We start from the raw sequence: 25,994 nt of genomic DNA, 5'->3' as shown, positions 1-25,994 counted from the left end.
GAAAAAGCCCGCCGAAGCGGGCTCGAAGGGGGACGAAACGCTATCAGTCGTCGCCGCCCATGATGCCGAAGATCTGCAGCAGGCTGACGAACAGGTTGTAGATCGACACGTACAGGCTGATGGTGGCCATGATGTAGTTGCGCTCACCGCCGTGGATGATGGCGCTGGTCTGGAACAGGATGCAGACCGAGGAGAACAGCACGAAGCCGGCGCTGATCGCCAGATGCAGACCGCTGATCTGGAAGAAGAAGCTGGCCAGGACGGCGGCGAGCAGGACGAAGAAGCCGGCAGTGATGAAGCCGCTGAGGAAGCTCATGTCCTTGCGGGTGGTCAGCACGTAGGCGGACAGACCGAAGAACACCAGCGCGGTCATGGAGAACGCCGAGCTGATCACCTCCGCACCGTTGGCCATGCCCAGGTAACGGTTGAGGATCGGGCCGAGGGTGAAGCCCATGAAACCGGTCAGGGCGAAGGTGGAAACCAGACCCCAGGCCGAGTTACGCAGCTTGTAGGTGAGGAAGAACAGGCCGTAGAAGCCGATCAGCACCACGAAGAAGTTCGGGTACGGCACGTTGGCGCGTTGGCTGAGGAAAGCGACCAGGCCGCTGAAGGCCAGGGTGATGGCCAGCAGGCCGTAGGTGTTGCGCAGCACCTTGCTGACTTCCAGCTGGTCAGCCTGCGAATGATTTAGTACGTAGTCTCGCTCTTGCATGGCAACGCTCCTGTGGCACAAGGGTTCCGTTATTCGACTTGAGGCGGATCATAACAGAGCAGCACTTCGTGCCAAGGCATAGAGTTTGACAGTGTGTTGCGTTCCGGTAAGATTGCCGCCCGCACTGCAGCGGAGGTTCAAATCTCATCCTCTGCACTCAGCGTTTGGAAGCGTGGCCGAGTGGTTTAAGGCAACGGTCTTGAAAACCGTCGATGGGCAACTATCCGTGAGTTCGAATCTCACCGCTTCCGCCAATTCTCCATATTGCCTTGACGCGATTTCTGACCTTAATCTGGCGCTTGCTTTTTGACTGCCGTGCGCCAAGCTAGGTCAGGCCCTGGCTTTTTGCTAAGGTGACCGGCAAGTTCAATCTCACCGTCGCTGCACGGTGGCTGACTAGGTGCAACGAGGTGGCGATTGATTAGGGTCCTGGTGGTCGACGATCACGATCTGGTTCGCACGGGCATCACCCGCATGCTGGCTGATATCGATGGTCTGCAAGTGGTAGGCGAAGCCTGCAGCGGGGAAGAAGCCCTGCTCAAGGTGCGCGAGCTCAAGCCCGATGTCGTTCTGATGGACGTCAAGATGCCCGGCATCGGCGGCCTGGAAGCCACCCGCAAGCTGATGCGCAGCCACCCCGACATCAAGGTCGTCGCCGTGACCGTGTGCGAGGAAGATCCTTTCCCGACGCGTCTGCTGCAGGCAGGTGCTGCCGGCTATCTGACCAAGGGCGCGGCGCTGGATGAGATGGTCCAGGCCATTCGCCTGGTCTTCGCCGGTCAGCGTTATATCGATCCGCAGATTGCCCAGCAATTGGCACTGAAGTCCTTCCAGCCGCAGAGCAAAGGCTCGCCGTTCGATCTTCTGTCCGAGCGCGAAATCCAGATCGCGTTGATGATCGCCAACTGCCACAAGGTACAGAACATCTCCGACAAGCTGTGCCTGTCGCCGAAGACGGTCAATACCTATCGCTACCGCATCTTCGAGAAACTCTCCATTACCAGCGACGTCGAGCTGGCCCTGCTTGCGGTACGCCACGGCATGGTCGACGCCGTCAGCTGAAGATGTCCGTTTCCTTCGATTCGAGCGCCTTCCTGGCGACCTGCAGCGGTCGCCCGGGCGTCTATCGCATGTTCGACGCCGAGGCCCGTTTGCTCTACGTGGGCAAGGCGAAGAATCTCAAGAAGCGTCTTTCCAGTTACTTTCGCAAGACCGGTCAGGCACCCAAGACGGCCGCGCTGGTCGCGCGTATCGCGCAAGTCGAAACCACCATCACCGCCAACGAGACCGAGGCGCTGCTGCTCGAGCAGACGCTGATCAAGGAATGGCGGCCGCCATACAACATCCTGCTGCGCGACGATAAGTCCTATCCCTACGTGTTCCTGTCTGACGGTGAATTCCCCCGACTGGGCATTCACCGTGGCGCCAAGAAGGCCAAGGGGCGCTATTTCGGCCCCTATCCCAGCGCGCTGGCGATTCGCGAAAGCCTGAGCCTGCTGCAGAAGACCTTTCTCGTTCGCCAGTGCGAAGACAGCTATTACCGGAACCGCACGCGGCCCTGCCTGCAGTACCAGATCAAGCGCTGCAAGGGGCCCTGCGTCGGCCTGGTCAGCCCGGAAGAGTACGCAGAGGACGTGCGCCATTCGGTGATGTTTCTCGAAGGGCGCAGCAATGCGCTCAGCGAAGAGTTGTCGGCCAGCATGGAAAAGGCCTCCATGGCCCTGGAGTTCGAGCGCGCCGCTGAACTGCGTGATCAGATTTCCATGCTGCGCCGCGTGCAGGACCAGCAGAGCATGGAAGGCGGCAGCGGCGACGTCGACGTGGTTGCGGTCTTGCTCAACCCCGGTGGCGCCTGCGTACACCTGATCAGCGTGCGCGGCGGCCGCGTGCTGGGCAGCAAGAACTTCTTCCCGCAGGTGGCGATAGAGGAAGAGGGGGGCGAGGTTCTGATGGCCTTCCTCGCCCAGTACTACCTCGGCAATGCCGAGCGCGACCTGCCGAGCGAGCTGATCGTCAACGTTCAGCATGAAGACTTCGCCACCTTGATCGAAGCGGTCGAGTCGCTGCGTGGGCGCAGCCTCAGTATCAGCCTGCGCGTGCGCGGCACCCGGGCTCGCTGGCAACAGCTGGCCGTTACCAACGCCGAACAGGCGCTGGCGGCGCGCCTGGCCAACCGGCAGCATTTGGCCGAGCGCTTCGAGGCGTTGGCCACCGTACTGGAAATGGATGAGCCGCCGCAGCGCATGGAATGCTTCGATATCAGCCATTCCAGCGGCGAAGCGACGGTCGCCTCCTGCGTGGTATTCGGTCCCGAAGGGCCGCTGAAGTCCGACTATCGCCGCTTCAACATCGAAGGCGTCACGCCCGGTGATGACTACGCGGCGATGCACCAGGCGCTGACACGGCGTTTCAGCAAGATCAAGGACGGCGAGGGCAAGCTGCCCGATGTACTGCTGGTGGACGGCGGCAAAGGGCAACTGGCCATGGCGCGGGAGGTGCTGCAGGAGCTGGCGGTGCCGGACCTGATTCTGCTCGGCGTGGCCAAGGGCACGACGCGCAAGCCGGGCCTCGAGGTGCTCTACCTGAACGATGCCGAGCATGAGTTCACCTTGCCGGGCAATTCTCCCGCGCTCCATCTGATCCAGCAGATTCGCGACGAGTCGCACCGCTTCGCCATTACCGGACACCGTGCGCGACGCGCCAAGGCCCGTCGTACCTCGACGCTGGAAGAGGTGGCCGGTATCGGTCCCAAGCGGCGGCGCGAGCTGCTCAATCACTTCGGCGGGCTGCAGGAACTGTCCCGCGCCAGCGCCGAGGAAATCGCCAAAGCGCCGGGAATCAGCAAAAAGCTCGCAGAGTTGATTTATGCCACCCTGCACAGCGAGTAGAATGCCCGTTCACCTCGCAGCCTAGTTGTGCCGATGAATATCCCCAACTTGCTTACCGTGCTCCGGGTTCTGCTGATTCCGGTTTTCATCCTGCTGTTCTACCTGCCGTTCTCCTGGAGCTACTGGGCCGCCAGCGCAGTGTTCGCCATTGCCGCCGTGACCGACTGGCTCGACGGTTATCTGGCCCGTCGCTGGGAGCAGGGCACGCCTTTTGGCGCCTTCCTCGATCCGGTTGCTGACAAATTGATGGTGGCGGTGGCTCTGGTGCTGTTGACGGCCGAACACTCCAATCTCTGGCTGACGCTGGCGTCGGCGACCATCATCGGTCGCGAGATCGTGGTGTCGGCATTGCGTGAATGGATGGCCGAGCTTGGGGCTCGTGCACACGTGGCAGTGTCCAATCTCGGCAAATGGAAAACTGCGGCACAGATGGTGGCCTTGGTGATTCTGCTGGCCAATCCACCTCAGTTCACCGTCTGGGTGATCCTCGGATATGCCTTGCTGATCATCGCTGCCGTGCTGACTTTGTGGTCGATGCTGCAGTACCTGTTGGCCGCCTGGCCGCACCTCAGCACCACCTCCGAGAAGAAATAATTATTTTTGAATCAAAGGGTTGACGCGGCGATTCGATTCTATAGAATGGCGCCCGTCGACAAGACAAGCGGGAATAGCTCAGTTGGTAGAGCACGACCTTGCCAAGGTCGGGGTCGCGAGTTCGAGTCTCGTTTCCCGCTCCAGATTAAGATCTACAGGCGTCCACCAAAGTCTGTAAGTCGTTGAAATGAGGGCCTTTCGGCCCTTTTTTCGTTCCAGCGATATCTACCGGAATCTGCCCCCAGCCGGGGTGATTAAGTCCATTTTTGAGTCCACCTTTACGGGGACTGTGGTTTCCGGATTGTTGCTGGAGGAGTGCGGTCGGCGAGGTAAGCATCGGGTCCTGACTCTTGCTCAGGAGTTGGCTCATGGCACTTACAGACGTCGCCGTCCGGCAGGCCCGCCCGACTGGCAAAGACTATACCCTCCCTGACTTTGATGGCCTTTCTTTGGCGGTATCCGCCAAGGGCGGCAAATCGTGGCACTTCAGGTACTACTGGGCTGCCAAGCAGAAGCGGATGTCCCTGGGCACCTATCCGTCGGTTAGCCTGCGGGAGGCGCGCGCGTTGCGTGATGAGGCCCGTGCTTTGGCCGCTAAAGGCGTCAACCCCAAGCTAGACCGCAAGCACAAGCTCCGTGCTGTTCGTTTGGCGAGCGAGAACAGCTTCAAGGTGGTGTACCTGCAGTGGCTCGCGCACCGCAGGCTGGAGCTCAAGGAGGGACGGCAGAGCACGCTGTCGCAGATCCAGCGCATCTTCGACAAAGACGTGCTTCCTGCCTTGGGCGGCATCGCCATCCATGATATCCGTCGCCCCGATCTCCTAGCCGTACTGGCTCGCATCGAGCAGCGTCGGGCATTAACCACCGCGGAAAAGGTGCGCACCTGGCTCAGGCACTTGTTCCGCTTTGCCATGGTGAAAGTCGAAGGGGTGGAGAGCAATCCCGCATCGGATCTGGATGTGGTCGCGGTTCCCAAACCGCCAGTGGTCAACAACCCCTTTCTGCGTCTGCACGAGTTGCCTGAGCTGCTGTACAAGCTACGTCGCTATAGGGGCATGATGACCACGCAGCTCGGCATCCGTTTGTTGCTGCTGACGGGTGTACGCACCGGCGAATTGCGCCTGGCGACGCCGGATCAATTCGATCTGGAGCGTGGCCTATGGATCATTCCGCCCGAAGTGGTCAAGCAACTGCAGGACGGCATGCGCAAGCGTGGTCAGCGGCCGCAGGATATTCCAGCCTATATCGTGCCGTTGTCGATTCAGGCGATCGAGATCGTGCGTCAGTTACTGGGGCGGGTCAAACCTGCCCAGCGTTACCTGCTGGTCCACCGTAGCGAGCTGAAAGAACGCATTAGCGAGAACACACTGAACGGAGCACTCAAGCGTATGGGCTACGAGGGCTTGCTTACAGGCCACGGCATTCGTGGCACGCTCTCTACTGCACTTAATGAAATCGGCTATCCCAGAGTCTGGGTGGATGCCCAGCTCTCTCACGCGGATCCCAACAAGGTCAGTGCGACCTACAACCACGCCTTGTATGTGGAACCTCGCAGGAAGATGATGCAGGACTGGGCTGATCGCCTCGATCTGCTGGAGCAGGGGGAGGTGAAAGCAGCTCGAATGCACCTAACTATTCGCATCGATGGTGTGCCAGTGCTAGATGAAAGAGCAGGTGCGTCTGCGGAGGTAATTGAATTTGGTGCGCCACTAATTCGTCGGGCGTCGACTTGAGGAGTGCTGAGCAAGCACCTGCCGAGGGAGCTTTACTGCCTGAGCCAATTCCAGGAGCGGAAATATCTCGGGCGTTCGGCGTGGGCGGATTGCTCTTGATTGGCTCTCTCGCCCGCATGGTAAGTCAGTACTCAAGGGCAAGCCCGTCCTCACCTTCACCGCCTCTCCGGCATTCACTGGCGGCGTCCGCGCTCAGCAACAGCTCAACGAAACGCTCTGGGCTATCCCTGTGGAGCTGGTCCGCTACCCGCAGATCGTGATTGGTGGCGTTGGCTCGAAGATCACACAGGGGCGCCTTGTGGACGAGGCTGTACGACAGTTTTTGGAGAAGGGTTTGCTGGAACTTCGAGCAATGGTTCCGATGCGCAGCCGGCCGCGGTAGCCTTTCTCCGCCGCACGGACACGACTCTGCGCGTCTTCCACCAGGCTGAGTATGCGTCGTGCTTCATCCCGGAAGACTTCACCGGCCCAGGTCAGGTGCATGCCTGCCTTCGTGCGTTGGAATAAGCTGACCCCCAACCCCGACTCCAACTCTCTGATGGCCCGCGACAGGGGGGGGTCGATATGAACTCGGGCTGCAGCCCGCGAGAAGCTCAGTTCTTCGGCGACGACCAGAAAATAGCGCAGATGGCGTATCCGCATACAACAGCCTCCGTGCTTGCTGGGTGTTGGCGCCGACCGAAAACTGACCCACCCTGCCGATTGAAAATTGACCCAGGGCAGATTGCTGTTTTTAGCCTCAGCAATTGTGGATAAGTTTAGCCGCTGATGTGTTCTCGCTGTGCATTGCCAGAAAGACCCAACACTGAATGGCCTGCCGGATATGCAGCCCCGGCAGGCCTGTTTCTCGCTCCTCAGAATGGTTCGTTGTCTTCTGTTTCCTGAGCCCCCTTGCGCGAGCGTTCGCGTGATTTGATCTTGGCTTGAGCGACCAGGCTGCTGTGTTCCAGGCGGTAAGACTCGTTGCCCGTTTCGATGATGTGGCAGTGGTGCGTGAGGCGATCCAGCAAGGCCGTGGTCAGCTTGGCGTCGCCGAATACGCTCGACCATTCGGCGAAGCTGAGGTTGGTGGTGATCTCCACGCTGGTGTGTTCGTAGAGTTTGGACAGCAGATGAAACAGCAGCGCCCCGCCGGCCTGGCTGAACGGCAGGTAGCCCAGCTCATCGAGAATCACCAGATCCATGCGTAGCAGGGCTTGGGCGATGCGTCCGGCCTTGCCGTCGTGCTTCTCTCGCTCCAGCAGATTGACCAAGTCTACCGTGGAGTAGAAACGCACACGCTTACCGTGCAGGGTGATGCCAGATATTGCCAGTGCCGTGGCCAGGTGAGTCTTGCCAGTGCCTGGGCCACCGATAAGCACTACGTTCTGTGCGTTGTCAGTGAAGTCCAGGCGGGCCAGTTCCCTGATCAGACGGGCGTCAGCGCAGGACGCTGCGAAGTCGAAACCGGCCAGATCACGGTGCATGGGTAGCTTGGCCATGCTCAGTTGATGACGCACCGAGCGCATGGCGCGGTCATCGTGCTCCTGTTGGAGCAGGTGTTCGAGCAACCATCGGGAGGAGGAGATAGCAGCTCCATCCTGCGTGCTCAGCTCCGCCCAGGCAGTGGCCATGCCGTGTAGGCGTAGCTCCTTGAGTTCCGCCAGAAGATCACGCATGGCCGCGCTCCTTGGCCACCCGCAGGCGGTCGTAGCGCGCTGGGTTGGCGAGTGGCGCTTCCTTAAGTGGCAGGCGGTTTTCCACTGTGGCCGGTGGCGCTGCTGCGGTCAGACGCTCGACGATATTGAGGATGTGCTCGGCGCTCAGGACGCCACTTTCCAGCACCAACTCGACAGCGACCAGCACCGCCTCCAATCCTGCGACCGGCACGGCGGCCAGCACTTGGGACATGATCCGGTCACCGCCGGCATGCCGCGCCAGCCCATGACGAAGTTGGCGCAGTGGCCTGGGCAAATCCGCGAAAGGCGCACCATTACGCAGTGCCCCCGGTTTTCGCTCGATCAGCGGTAGGTAGTGCTGCCAGTCATAGCTGACCTGGTCACGATCCAGCAGGCGAGCATGGCTGGCAATCACGGCATCATCGGCCGCCAGGTCGACCCGCGTCGGATACAGACGGCTGCTGACTCAGCGTCCGGCGAACTCGCAAGGTACGGAGTAACGGTTGCGTCCCAGGCTGACCAAGGCGGTGCTGGAAACGCGCACGGCCTTCTCGACATAACCGTCGAAGGGCGCCGGCATCGGCATCAACTCCGCCTGCTCCAGTTCCAGCACCTCAGCCACGCTGAGACCGTGATACTGCGGGTGCTGCAACTCGCACCAGAGTGCCCGGCAGCGCTGCCCCAGCCAGGCATTGAGCGCCTCGTAGCTGGAGAAATGCTCGCCCTGCACCTCCTGACAGATACGTCGTCGGCTGTCCTGCACGTTCTTCTCGACGATGCCTTTTTCCCAGCCCGAAGCGACGTTGCAGAAGTCGGGATCGAACAGGTAGTGCGCGCACATCACCGAGAAGCGGGCATTGACCGTGCGTCCTTTACCCTTGTTGACCCGGTCGACGGCAGTTTTCATGTTGTCGTAGATGTCCCGGCGTGGCACCCCACCCAAGGCCGCGAAGGAACGGGTATGAGCATCGAAGAGCATCTCGTGGCCTTGGCTGGGGTAAGCCACCAGCCAGGACGCGCGACTGGCACACAGCTTCAGGTGCGCCACCTGCATGCGCCGATAAATACCGCCAATCAGCAGACCTTCCTCGCTCCAGTCAAACTGGAACGCCTCGCCAAGTGCAAAGCTCAGCGGCACGAAGGCTCGTAAACTCTTGCCCTGCTGCCCGCGCCAGGCGCGGATAAAGGCAGTGAGTTGGCTGTAACCGCCGTCGTAGCCCTCTGCGCGGATCTGCGCTAACAGTGCTTTGGCGGTACGCCGCTGCGACTTGGGACGCAGCGCATCGGCTTTTAGTGCCTGCTCCAGCGTGGCGTGAAACGGACTGAGCTTGTTGAACAAAGCGCGTCGCTGATACACCGGCTGGGTCGCTTCAGGCGCTCTGATCCGTTTGCGGATCGTATTGCGCGACAACCCCGTGCGCTTGGTTATCTTATGCAGCGACAGCTGGTCGCGGAAATACATCCGCCGAATTTTGCCCATCATTTCCATACTGATCACCCTGTGGTCTCCTGCTCAAAAAACGGGCAAGAGCAGTTGAGCACCTGGGTCAGTTTTCGGTCGGCACAAGGGCCTTTACTGGGTCAATTTTCGGTCAGCGCCAACACGCATCGTGACCGATGCAATTACAATCCAGAACCCGCGCAACCGGGGTGGAAGCACCGGTCACGTATTAGCGAAACGCTCGGTCACGTTCACCGAAATCCGCACAGAAAGCAGCAAGATCAATAGGATGCACGGCGACAGCAGGGAGTGGGGGTTGGTGTGTTTGGCGACTGCCAATCTACCCATTTCCCTGACTGTCAACTCGCACTTCCCCCTGACTCCGCGAAGAACCCAAAAAAAGGCGGCCCTAAGGCCGCCAGAACGCTCACAAACTAGTAGATCTTGAGCCCAACGCAGATGCTGTTGAGCAGCAACCGCGGGGGAGGGCAGCAACAGGCCAGGAGGCACAATCCAGTGCAATTGGTGACCAGACAGGGAAACCTAGTTCCGACAGGATCATGCGAACTCTCTTGCCACCACTGTATGGCGGTTCACTGCACCAATTAGCCACCACCGACCACCAGAGCGCTGTCGGCCAGTATGGTTCAAACCTTCACTGGCCGGTACCAACCATGTGGGATTGGCTTGCATGCTCATTGTCTCTTTATCTAACTCACTTATCATGTTCCGATAGATTGAAAGTGCATCAGAACTGCTCCGCGCCCAACAGGTACAAACTGTCGCTGCCGGCCTTGACCGAGGCGCTCAGCGAGTGGATGCGCGGCAGCAGGCGGGCGAAGTAGAAACGCGCGGTGCCCAGCTTGCTGGCATAGAACTCGTCCTGCGCCTCCTTGCCCAGCGCGGCCCGTGCCATCAGCGCCCACATATAGGCGTAGGCGGTGTAGCCGAACACCTGCAGGTACTCCACCGAGGCCGCGCCGATCTCGTTGGGGTTGCCCTTGGCGCGGTCCAGCACCCAGGCGGTCAGCTCGTCGAGGTTCTGCACCGCGGCGGCCAGCGGCTGGGTGAACTCGGCCAGCGAGGCATCGGCGCCGGCGACGAAGGCTTTGATCTCGTCGGCCAGGTGCTGGTAGTAGCTGCCGCCGCTGCCGACAATCTTGCGCCCCATCAGGTCCAGCGACTGGATGCCGTTGGTGCCTTCGTAGATTTGGGTGATGCGGCAGTCGCGGACCAGCTGCTCCTGGCCCCACTCGCGGATAAAACCGTGGCCGCCGAAGATCTGCTGGCCGTGCACGGTGGTTTCCAGGCCCATGTCGGTGAGGAAGGCCTTGGCCACCGGGGTGAGCAGGGCGACCAGCTCCTCGGCGCGCTTGGCGGTGTCCTTGTCCTCGCTGTACTTGGCAGTGTCCAGCTGCATGGCGACGTAGCTGGAGAAGGCGCGACCGCCCTCGTTCAGCGCCTTCATGGTCAGCAGCATGCGGCGCACGTCCGGATGCACGATGATCGGGTCGGCGGCTTTGTCCTTGGCGACCGGACCGGTCGGCGCGCGGCTCTGGATACGCTCGCGGGCGTATTCCACGGCGCTTTGGTAGCTGCGCTCGCCCAGGGCCAGGCCCTGGATGCCGACGCCCAGGCGCTCGTAGTTCATCATGGTGAACATGGCCGCCAGGCCCTTGTTCACTTCGCCGACCAGATACCCGGTGGCGCCGTCGAAGTTCATCACGCAGGTGGCCGAGGCCTTGATGCCCATCTTGTGCTCGATGGAGCCGCAGGACAGCGCGTTCTTCTCACCCAGCGAACCGTCGGCATTGACCATCACCTTGGGCACGATAAACAGCGAGATGCCCTTCGGGCCGGCGGGGGCGTCCGGCAGCTTGGCCAGCACCAGGTGGATGATGTTCTCGGTGAGATCATGTTCCCCGCCGGTGATGAAGATCTTGGTGCCGCTGACACGATAGCTGCCGTCGGCCTGGGGCTCGGCCTTGGTACGGATAATCCCTAAGTCGGTGCCGGCGTGCGGCTCGGTCAGGCACATGGAGCCGGCCCAGACGCCGGCGTACATGTTCGGCAGGTACTGCGCCTTCAGCGCTTCGCTGGCGTGGTTGAGGATCGACAGGCAGGCGCCGGCGGTCAGCATCGGGTACAGGCCGAACGACAGGTTGGCCGCGTTGACCATCTCCTCGACCTGAGCGCCGATCACCTTGGGCATGCCCATGCCGCCGAACTCCGGCGAGCCGCCGACGCCGACCCAGCCGCCTTCGGCATAGGTCTGGTAGGCTGCGGGGAAACCGCTCGGGGTCGTCACCGCGCCATCGGTCCAGCTGCAGCCTTCCTCGTCGCCGCTGCGGTTGAGCGGGGCGATCACACCGGCGGTGACCTTGCCGGCTTCCTCGAGGATGGCGGCGGCGGTGTCGGCGTCGACCACTTCGGCCAGAGCCGGCAGCTCGGCCCAGAGCTTGGAAACCTCGAACACTTCATTGAGCACGAAGCGCATATCGCGCAGGGGAGCTTGGTAATCAGACATGCTTGAGTCACTCGGGTAATGCGAGGGCATTGAGCATGCCCCGGTTGATATAAAAGGTTAGCCGCGCGGGCTTGCCCCTGGGACGCGCAACGTAACAACGGTTGTGCTATCTGCAGCCGCGGCCGGCTGCTTGAGAACGCCGGACAGCGAACCGAGGACAATCGCGCCGATCACCTCCTGCCTCTGCGCCCGGCTCAAACCAGACTGATCCAGCCAGGCCGGCAGGTTGTTAAGCCAGGCGACGACGCCTTGCACGGTGGCCTTGAGCACCGCCAGCGAACCGCTGGCGCCAGCCTCCAGCAGACGAGCCAGGAGCTTTTCCTCATAGCGCTGACGCATCTGCTGGATCTGACCCTGGTGCTGCGGCGAGAGACAGCGATACTCCCGCTCGGCCATCAGGAAATGCAGGCCGCGGCGTTCGTGCAAGCCGATATGGGCCCACAACAACGCCTGCAGGCGGCCATGGACAACGCCCGTTTCGGTGAGCAGGGCCGCGTCGAGCAGGTCTTCGTAGAGCTCCTCGATCAGCTCGAACAGCAACTGCTCCTTGCTTGCGAAATGGTGGTAAACCGAGCCGGCGCCTATCCCCAGGTGCAGGGCCAGTTCACGCATGCCCACCTCGGCAAAGCCCCGTTCGGCGAACAGTTCCAGCGCCTTTTCGCGGATCTGTTCAAGCCGCGAGGGCACTGCCTCGCCTGGTTCGCCTGGGCAAGCCGAGGTGAGCGATCGCTTGGTATTCATGGCGCCATGCCTCCCGGAACAAGCCAGTGCTGGCCCATCCTTGGTTGCGGCTGGTCAGCCATAGCGATAGAAGCCATGACCGCTCTTGCGCCCCAAGCGACCGGCTGCCACCAGTTCCTTGAGCAAGGGGGCCGGACGGTATTTTGGATCGCCGAATCCCTGCTGGAGGGATTCCAGGATCGCCAGCAGGGTATCCAGGCCGATCAGGTCCGCCAGCGCCAGTGGCCCCATGGGCTGGCCGCAGCCCAACTTCATGCCGGTGTCGATGTCCTCGGCACTGGCCAGGCCCTCCTGCAGGGTGAAGATGGCCTCATTGAGCATCGGCACCAGGATGCGGTTGACCACGAAGCCCGGGCGGTTGCCGGCGCTGATCGCGGTCTTTCCGATGCGTTCGGCAAACGCCAGGGTACGGCTGTAGCACGCCTCGGCGGTGTCCAGTCCGCGAATCACTTCCACCAGGCTCATGAGCGGCACCGGGTTGAAGAAGTGCAGACCGATAAACCGCCCCGGGTGCTCCACCTGGGCGGCCAGCTGACTGATCGATAGCGACGAGGTATTGCTGGCGATGATGGCGTCAACCGCGACCTGCGCACCGATCTGCTTGAGGATGCGCTGCTTCAGTTCCAGGTTCTCGCTGGCCGCCTCGATCACCAGGCCGGCATCGCCCAGGCTGGCATAGTCGGTGCTGGTAGCAATGAGCCCTAGCGCGGCGGCGCGCTGCTGCTCGGTCAGCGTGCCCTTGTCCACCTGTCGCCCAAGCCCACTGGCGATGCTCGCCCTGGCCTTGGCCAGGGCGGCCTCGGATATGTCGACCAGGGCAACGGACAGACCTGCCAGGGCACACACCTGGGCAATACCGCTGCCCATGATCCCGCCACCGATGACGCCGATACGTTCGTCGCTCATGATCCTGCTCTCCTGTTGGCTCAAACGCGCTCGAAGATCGCGGCGATACCCTGGCCACCGCCGATGCACATGGTCGCCAAGGCATAGCGGCCCTGGGTGCGCTGCAACTCGTGGATGGCCTTGGTGACGATGATCGCTCCGGTGGCGCCGACTGGATGGCCGAGGGAGATGCCCGAGCCGTTCGGATTGACCTTGGCCGGGTCGAAGTCGAGCTCGCGGGCCACGGCACAGGCCTGGGCGGCGAAGGCTTCGTTGGACTCGATCACGTCCAGGTCGGCGATGTTCAGGCCGGCACGCTGTAGCGCCATGCGGGTTGCCGGAATCGGCCCCAGCCCCATCAGCTCGGGCTCGACGCCGGCATGCGCGTAGCTGACCAGACGGGCCAGCGGGCGCAGGTTGTCGGCCCGCACCGTCGCGCCTGTGGCCAGCACCACCGCCGCCGCGCCGTCATTGAGGCCCGAGGCGTTGCCGGCGGTGACGGTGCCGCCCTGCTTGAACGCGGTGCGCATGCCCGCCAGTTGCTCGAGCGAGGTGTCGCCGCGGACATGCTCGTCGACCTCGAACAGCTGGGTGCCTTTGCGGCTCTTGATTTCAACCGGCACTATCTGACCGGCGAAGCGGCCTTCGGCGATGGCGCGAGCCGCACGCTGCTGGCTGACCAGCGCCAGAGCGTCCTGGTCTTCGCGGCTGATGCCCAGCCGCTCTGCGATGTTCTCGGCAGTGATGCCCATGTGCATACGCTGGAACGGATCGTGGAGGATGCCGAGCATGTAGTCCACCGCCTGCATGTCGCCCATGCGCCCGCCCCAGCGGGCACCCGGCAGCAGGTAGGGACCGCGGCTCATGGATTCTGCGCCAGCACCGATGGCGATATCGCAGTCGCCCAGCAGCAGGCTCTGCGCCGCCGAGACGATGGCCTGCAGGCCGGAACCGCAGAGGCGGTTGACGTTGAACGCGGGGACTTCCTTGGGTATGCCGGCATTCATCGCGGCCACGCGGGAAAGATAGGCATCGCGTGTCTCGGTGGGAATGACATTGCCCATCACCACATGACCGATCCGCTCGGCGGCACAACCGCTACGCTGCAGGGCGACGCTGACCGCGGTCGTGGCCAGTTCGCAGGGCGGGGTATCCTTGAGCGTACCTCCGAAGGAGCCGATTGCGGTTCTTACGGCACTGACGATGTAGACTTCGGGGCTGGGCATAGGACACTCCGGTGATGCATTGGCGATGTGCGCCGGCTGATTTAACCGATTGGTGACTGCCAGGCGAGACATGTCGTCGATCCGACCAAGCGCTTATGTCCGGTTAGTCTAAGGACGCGACAAGATTAGGCCCATGCCGAAAACTACCGGCTTGGCTGATGTTTTTTGCCACTCCAGGCGGGTGGCTGCGCAACAGGCACGAAGCAATGCAAGAGAAAGATTCGGTGTCCGTTTATTTTGTTCAGGCCGCGCTACATGGGCTGCGTGAGCAGCCAGAGCTCATGGATACCATCCTGTCGAAAGCAGGCATCGAGAAACTGCTGCTAGCCGATAGTTCCGCGCGGGTATCGGCCGCAGCCTTCGCCAAGCTGTGGCTAGCCGTCGCCCAGGAGTTGGACGACGAGTTCTTCGGCTATGACTCGCACGGTATGCCGGTGGGCAGTTTCGCCCTGATCTGCCGGGGCCTGATCCAGACCAATACACTCGGCCAGGCACTGTGCCAGTGCCTGGCCAGCTGTCGGTTGTTCCTTAGGGATATCCAGGGAAATTTAGCTCTACGCGGCAATCGCGCAGTGATCAGCCTGCACACACGCCAAGAGGATCAGTTCATCCACAGCATTCTCGAGGAAACCTTCTTGACCATGGTTATCAGCCTGCTGTGTTGGCTGGCGGGTCGACGCATTCCGATCAATCGCACGCAATTCGGTCACCCGCGGCCTGCCCATGGAGACGATCACCTGCTGTGGGGGCCGGATCTGACGTTCGAGGCCACACATACCGAAATTGAGTTCGAAGCCGACTACCTGAAGCTGCCCGTCGTGCAGGATTTGGCCTCGCTCAAAACCTTTCTGCGCACGGCGCCGCAGTGGGTGATCATCCGCTTTAGCAATCGAGATGGACTCAGCGCTCAGGTATATAGGCAGCTACGCAATTGTCGCTACGAACAGTGGCCGACCCTGGCTGACTTGGCTTGCGAACGCAACTTGAGTGTCGCCAGCTTTAGTCGCCAGCTACAACGGGAGGGCTTCTCTTTTCAGGAGATCAAGGATGAAGTACGCCGCACTATTGCCTTTGACTGCTTGCGCAACACTGAGTTGAGTGTCGCGGCGATTGCTGAGCAGGCCGGCTTCCGTGAAACCAGCGCTTTTCACCGGGCTTTCAAACAGTGGACGGGAGACAGTCCGGGCAACTACCGGCTAAAGCAGCGCGCAACTGTGCACCATTCTGGTGGCTGTTAAAAAAGCAGCTTAACGCATAACCACTGACAGGTCTGTCCCGGAACTGGTGGACAGGTAGTTAAGAGCTACTGCTCGTATAGCGCCGCTCAAACTCCATCGGGCTGAGGTAGCCCAACGTCGAGTGGCGACGGCGGTGATTGTAAAAGCGGATGTAGTCGTACAGGTCGGTTTTCGCCTCCTGGTAGCTGGCGTAGCGCGTCAGGTACACCCGCTCGGTCTTCAGCGAGCGGAAGAAACTCTCCATCGCGGCGTTGTCCCAGCAGTTCCCGGGGCGCGAATGACTGGGCACGATGCGATGTCGCCGCAGCAAGGCTTGGTAGTCGTAGGCACAGTATTGGCTGCCGCGATCCGAGTGCAGCAGCACCCCCGCTTGCGGCTGTCGGCGTGCCACAGCCATCTCCAGTGCGGCATGGACCAGGGCCAGCTGCATCCGGTGGTGCATTGCCCAGCCGACGACGGCACGCGAATAGAGATCGAGCACAACCGCCAGATACAGCCAGCCTTGGGCCGTCCGCACGTAGGTCATGTCCGAGACCCAATGCTGGTTGGCGCGATCCGAGACGAACTGGCGATCCAGGTGATTCGGGACAATCGGTAGATCGTGGCGACTACTGGAAACCAGCCGCCAGCGCTTGCGCGAACGAACGCGCAGACCGGCTTCGCGCATCAGTCGAGCGACCCGATGCCGGCCACACGCCTGCCCCATGGCCGTCAATTCTGCCTTGATGCGGCGATGGCCATAGATCCCATTCATCTCATGGTGGATGGTGCGGATCTCCTTGCTCAGGCGCCGATTCGCCATCTCTCTCGCCGAAGGAGGTCGCTGTTGCCAGGCATAGAAACCGCTGCGCGATACTCGCAGCAGCCGGCACATGGGCGCTACGGGGTAACGACCGGCCAACGCCTCGATGACGCGGAACCTCACTTCGTGGGCTGCGAGAAGATGGCGAGCGCCTTCCTAAGAAACACCCTCGACAGCCTGTAGCGTGAAGCCAAACTCGGCTGCTCGACGGTGCAACCCTTTTACCACGCGTTCCCGATACTTCTGTTCATAGTGATCGGCACCTGGGTCCTGATAAGCCGTGCCGAAACGCATGGCGTTGTAGAACAGGATGGCGATCTTTCGAGCGGTAGCCGTCACCGCCTTGGCCTTGCCGATGCGCGCAGACAAGCGTCGGTAGAATGCGCCCAATGCCGTATTCGTTTTGCCGATGGTCACCGCGGCCAAGCGCAAGTGTGCTGTAACCCGGTTCTTGGTCTTACGCGTATGCGCTGACAGTACCTTGCCGCCGCTGATCCGGCAGCCAGGTGCCAGCGTCAGCCAGGAGGTGAAGTGATGGGCAGTACGCCAGCGACTCAGGTCAGTTCCGCACTCAGCCACCAAACGCAGCGCCAAGTAAGGGCCGATGCCATGGATCTGGGCCAGGTCGACGCCAACCAGTTGATAGAGCAAGGTACGCACATCGAAGTTGAGCGTATTCGGCTGCCGAGTGCGGTGGCGTGGTTTTGGTAACGGCTTGCTGGGCGGGGACTTCTGCTGGGAGAGACATAGCAACGTCTGGGCAATCTGCTGATTGCAGATTTCGAGCTGTGCCTGATAGGCATCGTACATGGCTAACGCTTGCGCCAAAGCCAAGACATGCTCCGTTTGGTAGTTGCCAACTAAGGCACTCTGTACGGTCTCAACGCTCGACTTGCAACGGGTATCGCGCATGGTCGCCAGTGTCGCAGCGCTTCGCTCGCCGGCGACAATCGCACGGATGATCCGCATACCTGTAGCCCCGGTAATGTCGGCGACCACATGGTGCAACTGCAAATTCATGTGGGTGAGCGCCTTCTGCATGTGCTGGATATGCGCAGCTGCGTAATTCAAGGTGGCGCTCCCGCAAGCGTAGAGAACTGCGTAACGCGGCAATCTCCCGATCAGGGTGGGAACTGGCACGCAGTAAGCCACAGGCATGTAAGCGCTGGATCCACTGTGCATCGTTAACGTCGGTTTTGCGCCCAGGAACTGCGCGGGCATCCCGAGATCGACCAGCCAATTAGCCATGCGCTCCACGTCGGCGGTAAACGCCTTGAAGGTTTGCACCGGCTCTTCAGTGATATCGGCGGGCACCGCCACAACATGGAAGCGCGAGCCGATGTCGATACCGGCTGCACGCTCATGAATAACCGGCAGGCCATGACGCTCCGAACTGGACTTTTTCATGAGTTCCCTCCAATCGCAGGAAATGCTGGACGGGGACGGGGACTCGGATCAAATCACATTCCTAAACAGGGTCACGAAACGCGCCACCACTAACGGGGCCGCAGCTTCCCCTGGGTCAGGTTTTTTGACTGGGACTCAGCCTCCAAAAAGCAGACGACCACTGTCCAGCGGTGTCAGTGTAGTGGGCGTGTTTCTAACCCAATGGGACGCGGAGCGCCGGGGGGGCGGTTTTTTAAAACATCACGCTCCATGGTGACCTGGGCCAGCTGCTGGCGTAGCCGACGCAGCTCCGCGCTCTCGCCACGCTGCTTGCCGTTGCCCGGAAAAGCATCGTTACCGTGCTGCTTGTACTGGCGCTTCCATTTGCCCAGCAGGCTTTCAGCGAAGCCAAGCGTCTCAGCCACATGACGAAGCGGCGTACCGGCAAGCAGCTGCTCTACCGCCTCGCGTTTGAAGGATTCGGGAAAACGTCGTCTGGTCTGGGTCATGAACACTCCTTGCGGCGGACATTATCCACCTTAGGTCAGTGTCCACTCAGCCCGGGACAGACCAATCCATACCCTTACCTATGGGGGGGGGATATTCACCCAGCCTGCAATAGGCTTAAAGGCGCTGTAACGAACTGAGTTTATTAGAGCGCTTAAGGGCTATATATGAAAAATAAGAACAAGAGGCCGATTGCACCAGGATGGCTGGCATTAATCGGCTGCTCGACTCTCATGGTCTTCCCTTGGAGCCATATGCAGGCACAGAGTTTTGACCTAGAAAACGGCGTGACCATCGATTGGGATACTACTTTGGCCTACGGCGCTGCTTGGCGGGTTCAAGGGCAAAACAGCCGTTTGCTGAACGGCTTTACGACTGCGGACAGTGGGTTCGTGCCATCGATGGTCAATACTGCAGTCGGACCTCTGCCGGTCAGGGGGGGCACTAATTTCGCGACTGGTGGCAATAACAAGGATGATGGAAACCGTAACTTCAATAAAGGGTTGATATCCAGCAGGCTCTCCTTCGTTACGGAGGCCGATATTAAATATTCCGATATGGGGCTGTTTGTCCGTGCCCGTGGTTGGTATGACGATGTCTATAACAAAAGCAATGATAACAACCGCCCGTCGACGGTTAATACGGTAGGTGATCGCAGCAATAGTTTCGAGAAGAATACCCGAAAGGTGCATGGTCGGGACGCTGAGTTGCTCGATATGTTCGCTTATGGCAATTTCACGCTTGGCGACACGCCGGTAAGTGTTCGGTTGGGCCAGCAGACGGTGAGCTGGGGCGAGAGTCTTTTCATTCTCACCGGTATTTCTTCGGCCCAGGGGCCTCTGGATATCACCAAGGCCAATGTGCCAGGCGTCCAGATCAAGGAGATCTTCCTTCCTGTACAGCAGGCGTTCGCCCAGATAGGCCTGACTGAAAATCTCAGTTTAGAAAGTTATGTGCAGTTCGAGTGGGAGGCCAATCGACTGGATGAAAGTGGATCCTATTTCAGTACCCTCGACTACCTTGGGGACGGAGCGGAGTGCGTATATCTCGGACGCCTTCCCTGCTCTGCCATCCAGCGTGGAAAGGACGAGAAGGCCGGTGACTCTGGGCAGTTCGGTGTCGCGCTGCGTTATATGGCTGAAAGTCTTAACAATACTGAGTTCGGTCTCTACTACATCAACTATCACGACAAACTGCCGCAGTTGGTGCTAGACCCTCTGGCGCTGGGTGTTCCAGGCTACCCGGAGCCTGCCAATTACCACCTGCGTTACAAGGAAAATATCAACTTGATCGGCGCCAGCTTCGGCACTGTCATCGGCAATACCAATGTTTCCGGTGAAGTGTCTTACCGCCGAAATCTACCGGTACTGCAACAGGATGCCGCGCTAGTGTTCGGTGCGTTGCCAGTAACAATCTATACAGAGGCGCCTGTCGTTCAGGCGCAGCTTTCGGCTGTACATATTGTCGGCCCGACCAGCTTCGCCGATAACGTGACCATCTTGGGCGAGGCGGGCATCAACAAAGTGAATGGCCTTGAGCGAAATGAGCTGGAAAAAGACAAGTGGGGTTGGGGATATACCGCTCGTGTGTCGCTCGACTACTACAACATTATTCCCGGAGGCAACCTTTCCATTCCTGTCACGTGGAGCCAAAACGTCAAGGGCCGGTCTGCGGCTGGCCAGTTCAACGAGGGTGACAACCGTTTGGGCATCAAGGCGGTTTTGAACTATGGCGACCATATGGCTTTCGATGTCGGCTACTCGAGATTCATGGGTGACCCGGCGGATAGCGCTCTCACCGACCGCGACTTTATCGCTGTTAGCGCCTCTTACAGCTTCTAATTCAGTGGGCTAAGTTATGAATAATTTCAAACAATGGAAAATAGCTTTACTTGTGAGCGCAGTAATAAGCTGTTCCTCCGTGAACGGCGCAGTTTCTCAGGAGGAGGCTGTACGGCTGGGCAATGACCTTACACCATTCGGCGGTATAAAGGCAGGCAACGAAGAGGGCACCATTCCCGCATGGACCGGCGGTTTGACGAGCGGCCCGCAGGGGTACGCCCACAAGTCGGGCGATTTCCTGCCAAACCCTTTTGTGGATGAAAAGCCGCTCTTTGCTATAACCGCGCAGAACTTAGGTCAGTATGCGGACAAGCTATCGGCAGGGCAGCGGGCCTTGCTGAAGAAATACCCCGATAGCTACCGTCTGGACATCTATCCGACTCACCGTACTCACGCCGTTCCTGAATGGGTGGCAAGGAACATCCAGCAGAATGCCATTAAGGCGAAACTGGTGGACGGTGGAAACGGCATTGAGGGCGCCTATGGTGGTGTACCTTTCCCGATACCCTCCAGTGGCGAGGAGGTGATGTGGAACCACTTGCTACGCTGGCAAGGGGGGGATTCAGAATATCGCTATAATGCATTGGTGGTACAACCCAATGGCACCATAAGCTCTGGTGAAAGTATCGCAGTCGAGCAGTCTGCCTTTTATCTGCCCGGCGGCTCGGTCGAGACCTTTGGTGGAGACTACTTCTCATTGCTGGTCAACTATTTGGCTCCTGCGCGGCGCAAGGGCGAGGTACTGTTAATTGTTGATCCGATCAATCAGGTGAAAAACCCGCGGAACGCCTGGCTGTACCTGCCGGGACAGCGTCGTGTCCGTAGGGCCCCGACGGTCGCCTACGATACTCCGAATCCCAATTTCAACGGTGTGGCGACATACGATGACACCTACATGTTTTACGGGGCGCTTGACCGTTATAACTGGAAGCTAGTAGGCAAGCGCGAACTCTATGTGCCCTACAACAACTACAAGCAAGATTCTCCCGCCCGTTATACCGAGGTGATGAAAGGTGGTCATACCAACCCCAACTATGGCCGTTGGGAGCTGCACCGGGTCTGGGAAGTCGAGGCTACCTTGAAAGATGGTAGTCGGCATGTATATGGCAAGCGAACTTTCTACGTCGACGAGGACAGTTGGTTAGTCGTTCTATCCGATAGCTACGATGGGCGCGGCAACCTCTGGCGCACAAATACGATGCATAGCCTGGCCTATTGGACTGCTCCCGGGGTGATGCGTGGATCCTTTGTGCATTACGATTTGGTGAGCGGTGTCTACGGTGTAAACGTTGCGGTTAATGAGCAGGCTAAGGCAATAGTGTTTACCGAGCCACGTAAGGCGGAGTTCTTTACTCCGGCCTCGTTGCGCAGACAAAGCCTTCGTTGATTTCTCATGCTCCCCAGAGGAGATCTGGCTGCCCGTCCCGAATGGCGGGCAGACATTTCTCTTTGGCGCTATATCAGGAACTGAGGTCAAGGTTCTGGGGGTGTACTGAAGGAAAGTTATAGAAATGAAGCGTGATCTATAGCTCCGAATAAATTATTGGTTGAATTTTTCGAGCTTCTTTCAAGGCTGAGTGACGCTCCACTCCGGATGGTTCGAAGAAGCGGAACAATACCGGTGAAAGTCTGGAGGCTGAATAATCATCAAAGCATCTGGCCGGGCAGTTACTTGCGCAGTCATCACAATGGCAAGCTGCGAGGGGCGTGGGTCTTCTCTCCGGTTAAGTTACAGAACAATACCGGGAAACCGTTGGGCTTCATGATCCTTTAGAGCTTGCTTGGCGCCGTGTTGCTGCTACCGTCCCTGGCCTGGCTCATCGGCGGCAGGCGCATGACCGTAATCTAATAGAATAGCGCTTAGGCGTGGACTCCGTCTTTCCTACCACTCATTGAGCCTGACTTCCTGAATTTCAACAAATATTTATCGAATCGAGGACGTTGCGAGTGACCCGTTCTACATTTTCTCAGGTCGATCCACCTGGTCCGGGTCACTGGACTCAGATTAGTGAAGGGCTACTCTGGGCTCGTATGCGGATACCGGCGAAGTTAGACCATATCAACATTTACCTAATCGAGGATGACGATGGCTGGTTTGTGGTTGATACCGGCCCGGATACCTCAGTTAATCGTGACCTGTGGCGGGAACTGGTTACAGGGCTTCCGCGTCGGGCGAAGCTGAGTCGGGTCCTGGTTACCCACTCTCACCCCGACCATATTGGACTGGCGGGCTGGCTGCAGGCCGAGTTCGGCGTGCCGATCTACATCTCGTCGGGGGCGCATCACTGGGCACTTCGTGAGGCGGAAGAGAGGAAGGGCAGGAGCGCCCAGGCGGTCGCAGCCTTCTATGGGCGTATGGGCGTGCCTTCCGAGGATGTTGTTCACCTGCACGCGGCGTTGAGCCAGATGGACCCGCTGTTCGGGCCATTAGCCAGCGAGGTCAGCCTGGTACAGGCCGATGGGATGATGCGGATCTGCGGTCGGAACTGGGAGCCATGGGTGGGCTCCGGGCATTCGATAGAGCATGTCTGCCTGTATCAGAGGGAGTCGCGGCTGTTAATCGCCGGCGACCAGTTACTGGAGAAGATCACGCCTCTGGTAGGCGTGAGCTATATGAGTCCGGAGTGCAATCCGTTAGCGGACTGGTTCGCCTCTCTTACGGATATGCAGTGCCGGTTGCCTAACGATGCCTTGGTGTTGCCGGCGCACGGTCAGCCCTTCTATGGCGGCGCTCGGCGTATCGGAGCGGTGCTCGAGCATCACGAAAGTTCCTTAGCGAAGTTACGCGGCAGCCTGGTAGACTGGTGTACAGTCCATGAGCTCAGCCACGTGCTCGGTTGGGGGGGGCTGACAGGGATGGCGCGCTATATGGCGCTGGATGAAACCCTAGCCCACATCACTTATCTTGTCTGCAGAGGAGAGGTCGTCGGGTCACCCTCTGCGATTGATGACGCGTATCGCTATCGCCTTGCTCGGCGACCTTCCGCGCCATCCTGAGTCGAAGGTGAGGTTCTTTGAAGCAATCTGTCATATACGACTCTCTGGCCACGGGAGGTGTTAGAGGCTGGAGACTGCCCCTTATTCCGACCAAGCTTTCACCTCCCCGTGGTGCCGCGCAGCCTGTCGTGAGGGCTCGCCTCGATGTTCTCAGGAACGAAATTCTCAAGACCACGCTAACCCTAGTCATTGCGCCGGCGGGCTATGGCAAGACCACTCTGTTGACGCAATGGCGAGCTGGCCTGCAGGCAGCCGGAACCACCGTCGCTTGGGTCAGCCTTGCTGAGGAGGATAACAGTCCTCACCGCTTACTCTCGTATATGGCCGCCGCACTCTCTGCGGAATGCCCGCATCTTTGTGATGGCACCAGCGAAATGCTGTCCGCCGGCCCCATGGTTCCGGTGCAGGCGGTGGAAGCTGTTCTGCTTAGCGAACTGCAGGTCAGCGAAAGGGAACTGGTACTGGTTCTGGATGATTACCATTACCTGGGTGGTTCGGGTGTCCAGCTCCTGATGGGGCATTTCCTCCACAACCTGCCGGCCAACGTGCACCTAGTGTTTTCCTCCCGTACCGAGCCCGCCCTGAATCTGACCCGGCTGAAGGTCAATCGGCAGTTGCTGCGGGTCGGGGTTGAGGATATCAGGTTTGACCAAGGGGATCTTGGTCTCTTTGTGCGGAACTCGCTGAGCTTGGAGCCAAGCTCCACCTTGCTGAGAGACCTCTATGATGTCAGCGAGGGCTGGATTGCCGGTGTTCAGCTCGCCACATTGTCACCCCGTTTCAAGAGCGAACCGCAACTCTACCTGCAAGAGTTCTCATCAAAGTCGAAGGACCTTCATGCCTACCTGGCGGAGGTGGTGCTGGACCTGTTGCCGGGGGAGCTCGAGCGGGTGCTGCTACGTTGTGCCATCCTTGACCGTTTCAGCGCCGAACTGTGCGAAGTGGTCGCCGGAGTGCTGGATGGTAAGGCTCTGCTGGACAAACTGATTAAGGTCAATCCGTTCATTTCGGCACTGGATGAGCAAGGCGAATGGTATCGCTTCCATCGCCTGTTTCTTGAGTTTCTGCGCAAGCGTCTGAAGCTCACTCCGACCGAGGATGTCATGGCGCTGCACCGGGTCGCATGCGACTGGTTCGCGGCCCGGAGCCTGTGGGCCGAGGGGGTACAACATGCTCTGGCCTGTGGTGACAACGAAAAGGCTCAGGATTTCATCGAGCGCTGCGCCCTAGATATGCTAGGGCGCAGCCGTACCGGGAAGCTGCTGAGCTGGGGGCGGCGCTTGCCGGAGGAAATGCTGCGCAAAAAGCCAGAGCTGCGGCTGGCCATCGCCCGCGCACAGGTATTAATGATGGACTTGCGTGGCGCCGCTACGCTGCTCGAGGGGATGGCCGAGAACCAGGCCGACCTAGACGCCGGCGCCGAACGATTTGCTGTTCAACAGCAGATCACCCGGGGGCTGATATTTGCTCTGGATGATCACTTTGACGCCGCACTGGCGCAGGCGCTGCCTCTTGTCGAGAGGTTGCAGGGTCTCAACATTACCGATCGGGAGATGCTGCTCAACACGTTGGCCTTAGTCTACCTCTATCAGGGCAGGTTCGATCAGATCGACGCCATGCAGTCTTGGCAAATGCCAGGCCCGGGCATGCATTTCGGCGTGCCCTACCGCCTTTTGCTGGAGGGGCTCGGCTGGATGTGGCGGGGACGACTGGACAAGGCGGAATACATCTTCAAGAAGGCGCGGCAGTATTCTGAGCAGTATGCTGGGCGCCGCTCTATGGTTACGATTGCCAGTATTGTCTGTCTTGCGGACCTCTACTACGAACGTAACCAGCTTGAAGAGGCTGAGGAACTGCTGACGTCGGTGCACACCGTCCCGCTGGACTTGGGCATATCGGAAATTATTCAGAGTGGCTACAGGACCATGTCGCGTATTAACCAGATTAATGGCGCAAAGACTGAGGCCTGGGTGCTGCTGGATGAGATGGAGGCTGTGGCTTTCAAGCGGCGCTGGCCTCGTCTGGAGGCGAACTGTCGAGCACAGCGCATACAGTCGGAAATCTGGAGCGGTGATCTGAGCGCCGCCAGGAACGAGTTCGCCCGGTTGTCTAGCCTGTCGGACCATGAGCAGCTGGATCCTGTTGTGCTTAGGTTGATCGCGGATGAAACGCTGATTTCCAGGGCCAGAATCTGCTGTTTCACGGGGCTAAACGCCGAGCTGATCGAGAACCTGGGACGGAGAGTGGCTGATCTGGAGGTAGTGGGCGTGCATTATCTTGGTGCCCGCATGCGAATGCTGCTCGCATTGCTGCACTGGTTAGCTGGAGAGCAGGTGGCGGCAGCCCGGGCTCTTCTTCCAGCCTTGGCACTGGGCAAGACGCAGGGTTTCCGCCGTATCTTCATCGATGAGGTGCGTCACTTGCCCGAGGCACTGGTTGGCATCTGCAACGAGGTGTCCCGCGTCGATGCTAGCTTCAAGTCTTACCTTGACAGTTTGCTCGCGGAGGCCGGGGCCGCCCTGCTTCCGTCAGCGGGTCAGGACGGTGCTGCCGGAGGCGGCCGGACGTCAGTGGAGGGTGATGGCGGGCTCTCCGATCTGGAGCTGCTGAGCAGCTCCGAGATTACCGAGCGCGAGAAGGAGATTCTCTCTCAGGTCGCCAACGGGCTCTACAACAAGGAAATTGCGCGAGTGCTGGGCATATCGGAAGGTACGGTGAAGTGGCATTTGAAGAACTTGTACAGCAAGTTGTCTGTCTCCAGCAGAACTCAGGCCTTGAAAAAGTCCAAGCTGCTGGGCCTGATCGACTGAGTCTCGTT

Annotated in this window: 17 protein-coding genes, 2 tRNA genes and 4 pseudogenes; 12 read left to right on the top strand and 11 right to left on the bottom strand. The window is 59.8% G+C overall.

The features are described from left to right. Window positions 1-43: 43 nt before the first annotated feature. A complete protein-coding gene (locus N7333_RS04155; RefSeq protein WP_003240629.1) occupies window positions 44-712 on the bottom strand; it encodes a Bax inhibitor-1/YccA family protein in 669 nt (222 codons plus the stop codon). 166 nt (window positions 713-878) lie between these two features. Here N7333_RS04155 and N7333_RS04150 point away from each other — a divergent pair. The 7 genes and pseudogenes from N7333_RS04150 to N7333_RS24235 form a co-directional block, all read left to right on the top strand. Further along, a tRNA-Ser gene (locus N7333_RS04150) sits at window positions 879-966 on the top strand. 163 nt (window positions 967-1,129) lie between these two features. Then, on the top strand, window positions 1,130-1,774 hold the full coding sequence (gene uvrY, locus N7333_RS04145; RefSeq protein ID WP_003240627.1) for a UvrY/SirA/GacA family response regulator transcription factor: 645 nt from the start codon (window positions 1,130-1,132) through the stop codon (window positions 1,772-1,774). Window positions 1,775-1,776: 2 nt separating this feature from the next. Continuing rightward, window positions 1,777-3,600: an excinuclease ABC subunit UvrC gene (gene uvrC, locus N7333_RS04140; protein ID WP_279858515.1), complete on the top strand. Its 1,824-nt coding sequence runs from the start codon at window positions 1,777-1,779 to the stop codon at window positions 3,598-3,600. A 33-nt stretch (window positions 3,601-3,633) separates the two neighbouring features. Further along, entirely contained in the window at window positions 3,634-4,194 is a 561-nt protein-coding gene (pgsA, locus tag N7333_RS04135; protein WP_003240624.1) for a CDP-diacylglycerol--glycerol-3-phosphate 3-phosphatidyltransferase, read from the top strand. A gap of 67 nt (window positions 4,195-4,261) precedes the next feature. Next, window positions 4,262-4,337, top strand: a tRNA-Gly gene (locus tag N7333_RS04130). 225 nt (window positions 4,338-4,562) lie between these two features. Next, window positions 4,563-5,849: pseudogene (locus N7333_RS04125) on the top strand (integrase arm-type DNA-binding domain-containing protein); the annotation flags it as partial. Window positions 5,850-5,991: 142 nt separating this feature from the next. Continuing rightward, window positions 5,992-6,120: pseudogene (locus N7333_RS24235) on the top strand (NAD(P)H-dependent oxidoreductase); the annotation flags it as partial. Window positions 6,121-6,170: 50 nt separating this feature from the next. Here N7333_RS24235 and N7333_RS04115 read toward each other — a convergent pair. From N7333_RS04115 to N7333_RS04085, 7 genes and pseudogenes are all read right to left on the bottom strand, one after another. Next, window positions 6,171-6,569: a LysR family transcriptional regulator gene (locus tag N7333_RS04115; RefSeq protein ID WP_347815284.1), complete on the bottom strand. Its 399-nt coding sequence runs from the start codon at window positions 6,567-6,569 to the stop codon at window positions 6,171-6,173. Between the two features lie 212 nt (window positions 6,570-6,781). Then, window positions 6,782-7,585, bottom strand: a complete 804-nt coding sequence (gene istB, locus N7333_RS04110; protein WP_279858514.1) for an IS21-like element helper ATPase IstB — start codon at window positions 7,583-7,585, stop codon at window positions 6,782-6,784. Then, window positions 7,578-9,074: pseudogene (gene istA / locus N7333_RS04105) on the bottom strand (IS21 family transposase). Before istA ends, istB begins: the two are co-directional and overlap by 8 nt. Before the next feature lie 700 nt (window positions 9,075-9,774). Then, a complete protein-coding gene (locus N7333_RS04100; protein ID WP_124084328.1) occupies window positions 9,775-11,553 on the bottom strand; it encodes an acyl-CoA dehydrogenase C-terminal domain-containing protein in 1,779 nt (592 codons plus the stop codon). 57 nt (window positions 11,554-11,610) lie between these two features. Beyond that, window positions 11,611-12,294 (bottom strand): TetR/AcrR family transcriptional regulator, encoded by a 684-nt coding sequence (locus tag N7333_RS04095; RefSeq protein ID WP_124084327.1) that lies wholly within the window; start codon window positions 12,292-12,294, stop codon window positions 11,611-11,613. Window positions 12,295-12,348: 54 nt separating this feature from the next. Next, complete coding sequence (locus N7333_RS04090; protein ID WP_124084326.1) at window positions 12,349-13,200, bottom strand: 3-hydroxybutyryl-CoA dehydrogenase; 852 nt, start codon at window positions 13,198-13,200, stop codon at window positions 12,349-12,351. 20 nt (window positions 13,201-13,220) lie between these two features. Beyond that, window positions 13,221-14,405: an acetyl-CoA C-acyltransferase family protein gene (locus N7333_RS04085; protein WP_124084325.1), complete on the bottom strand. Its 1,185-nt coding sequence runs from the start codon at window positions 14,403-14,405 to the stop codon at window positions 13,221-13,223. 206 nt (window positions 14,406-14,611) lie between these two features. On the opposite strand from N7333_RS04085, the gene N7333_RS04080 reads away from it, so the two are divergent. Beyond that, window positions 14,612-15,643 (top strand): AraC family transcriptional regulator, encoded by a 1,032-nt coding sequence (locus N7333_RS04080; protein WP_124084324.1) that lies wholly within the window; start codon window positions 14,612-14,614, stop codon window positions 15,641-15,643. A 58-nt stretch (window positions 15,644-15,701) separates the two neighbouring features. On the opposite strand, the pseudogene N7333_RS04075 reads toward N7333_RS04080, so the two are convergent. From N7333_RS04075 to N7333_RS04065, 3 genes and pseudogenes are all read right to left on the bottom strand, one after another. Continuing rightward, a pseudogene (locus N7333_RS04075) lies at window positions 15,702-16,577 on the bottom strand (IS3 family transposase); the annotation flags it as partial. A gap of 24 nt (window positions 16,578-16,601) precedes the next feature. Further along, the gene (locus N7333_RS04070) at window positions 16,602-17,414 is read right to left on the bottom strand and encodes a transposase (RefSeq protein ID WP_347815283.1); all 813 of its coding nucleotides are present in this window, start codon (window positions 17,412-17,414) and stop codon (window positions 16,602-16,604) included. A 611-nt stretch (window positions 17,415-18,025) separates the two neighbouring features. Beyond that, window positions 18,026-18,340: a transposase gene (locus tag N7333_RS04065; RefSeq protein ID WP_124212932.1), complete on the bottom strand. Its 315-nt coding sequence runs from the start codon at window positions 18,338-18,340 to the stop codon at window positions 18,026-18,028. A gap of 165 nt (window positions 18,341-18,505) precedes the next feature. Between N7333_RS04065 and N7333_RS04060 the strand changes: the two genes are divergently transcribed. The 4 genes from N7333_RS04060 (at window position 18,506) to N7333_RS04045 (ending at window position 25,986) form a co-directional block, all read left to right on the top strand. After that, window positions 18,506-20,179, top strand: a complete 1,674-nt coding sequence (locus tag N7333_RS04060; RefSeq protein WP_279858513.1) for a DUF1302 domain-containing protein — start codon at window positions 18,506-18,508, stop codon at window positions 20,177-20,179. A gap of 16 nt (window positions 20,180-20,195) precedes the next feature. Next, the gene (locus N7333_RS04055) at window positions 20,196-21,566 is read left to right on the top strand and encodes a DUF1329 domain-containing protein (RefSeq protein WP_124084319.1); all 1,371 of its coding nucleotides are present in this window, start codon (window positions 20,196-20,198) and stop codon (window positions 21,564-21,566) included. A gap of 560 nt (window positions 21,567-22,126) precedes the next feature. Further along, complete coding sequence (locus N7333_RS04050; RefSeq protein WP_124084330.1) at window positions 22,127-23,176, top strand: MBL fold metallo-hydrolase; 1,050 nt, start codon at window positions 22,127-22,129, stop codon at window positions 23,174-23,176. A 128-nt stretch (window positions 23,177-23,304) separates the two neighbouring features. Next, window positions 23,305-25,986, top strand: a complete 2,682-nt coding sequence (locus N7333_RS04045) for a LuxR C-terminal-related transcriptional regulator (protein ID WP_124084331.1) — start codon at window positions 23,305-23,307, stop codon at window positions 25,984-25,986. The last annotated feature ends 8 nt before the right edge of the window (window positions 25,987-25,994 follow it).

Source organism: Pseudomonas sp. GD04158 (assembly GCF_029834875.1).
GTDB lineage: Bacteria > Pseudomonadota > Gammaproteobacteria > Pseudomonadales > Pseudomonadaceae > Aquipseudomonas > Aquipseudomonas hydrolytica.
The sequence above is the reverse complement of the archived record's forward strand: the minus strand, read 5'-3'. Positions and strand labels throughout refer to the sequence as shown.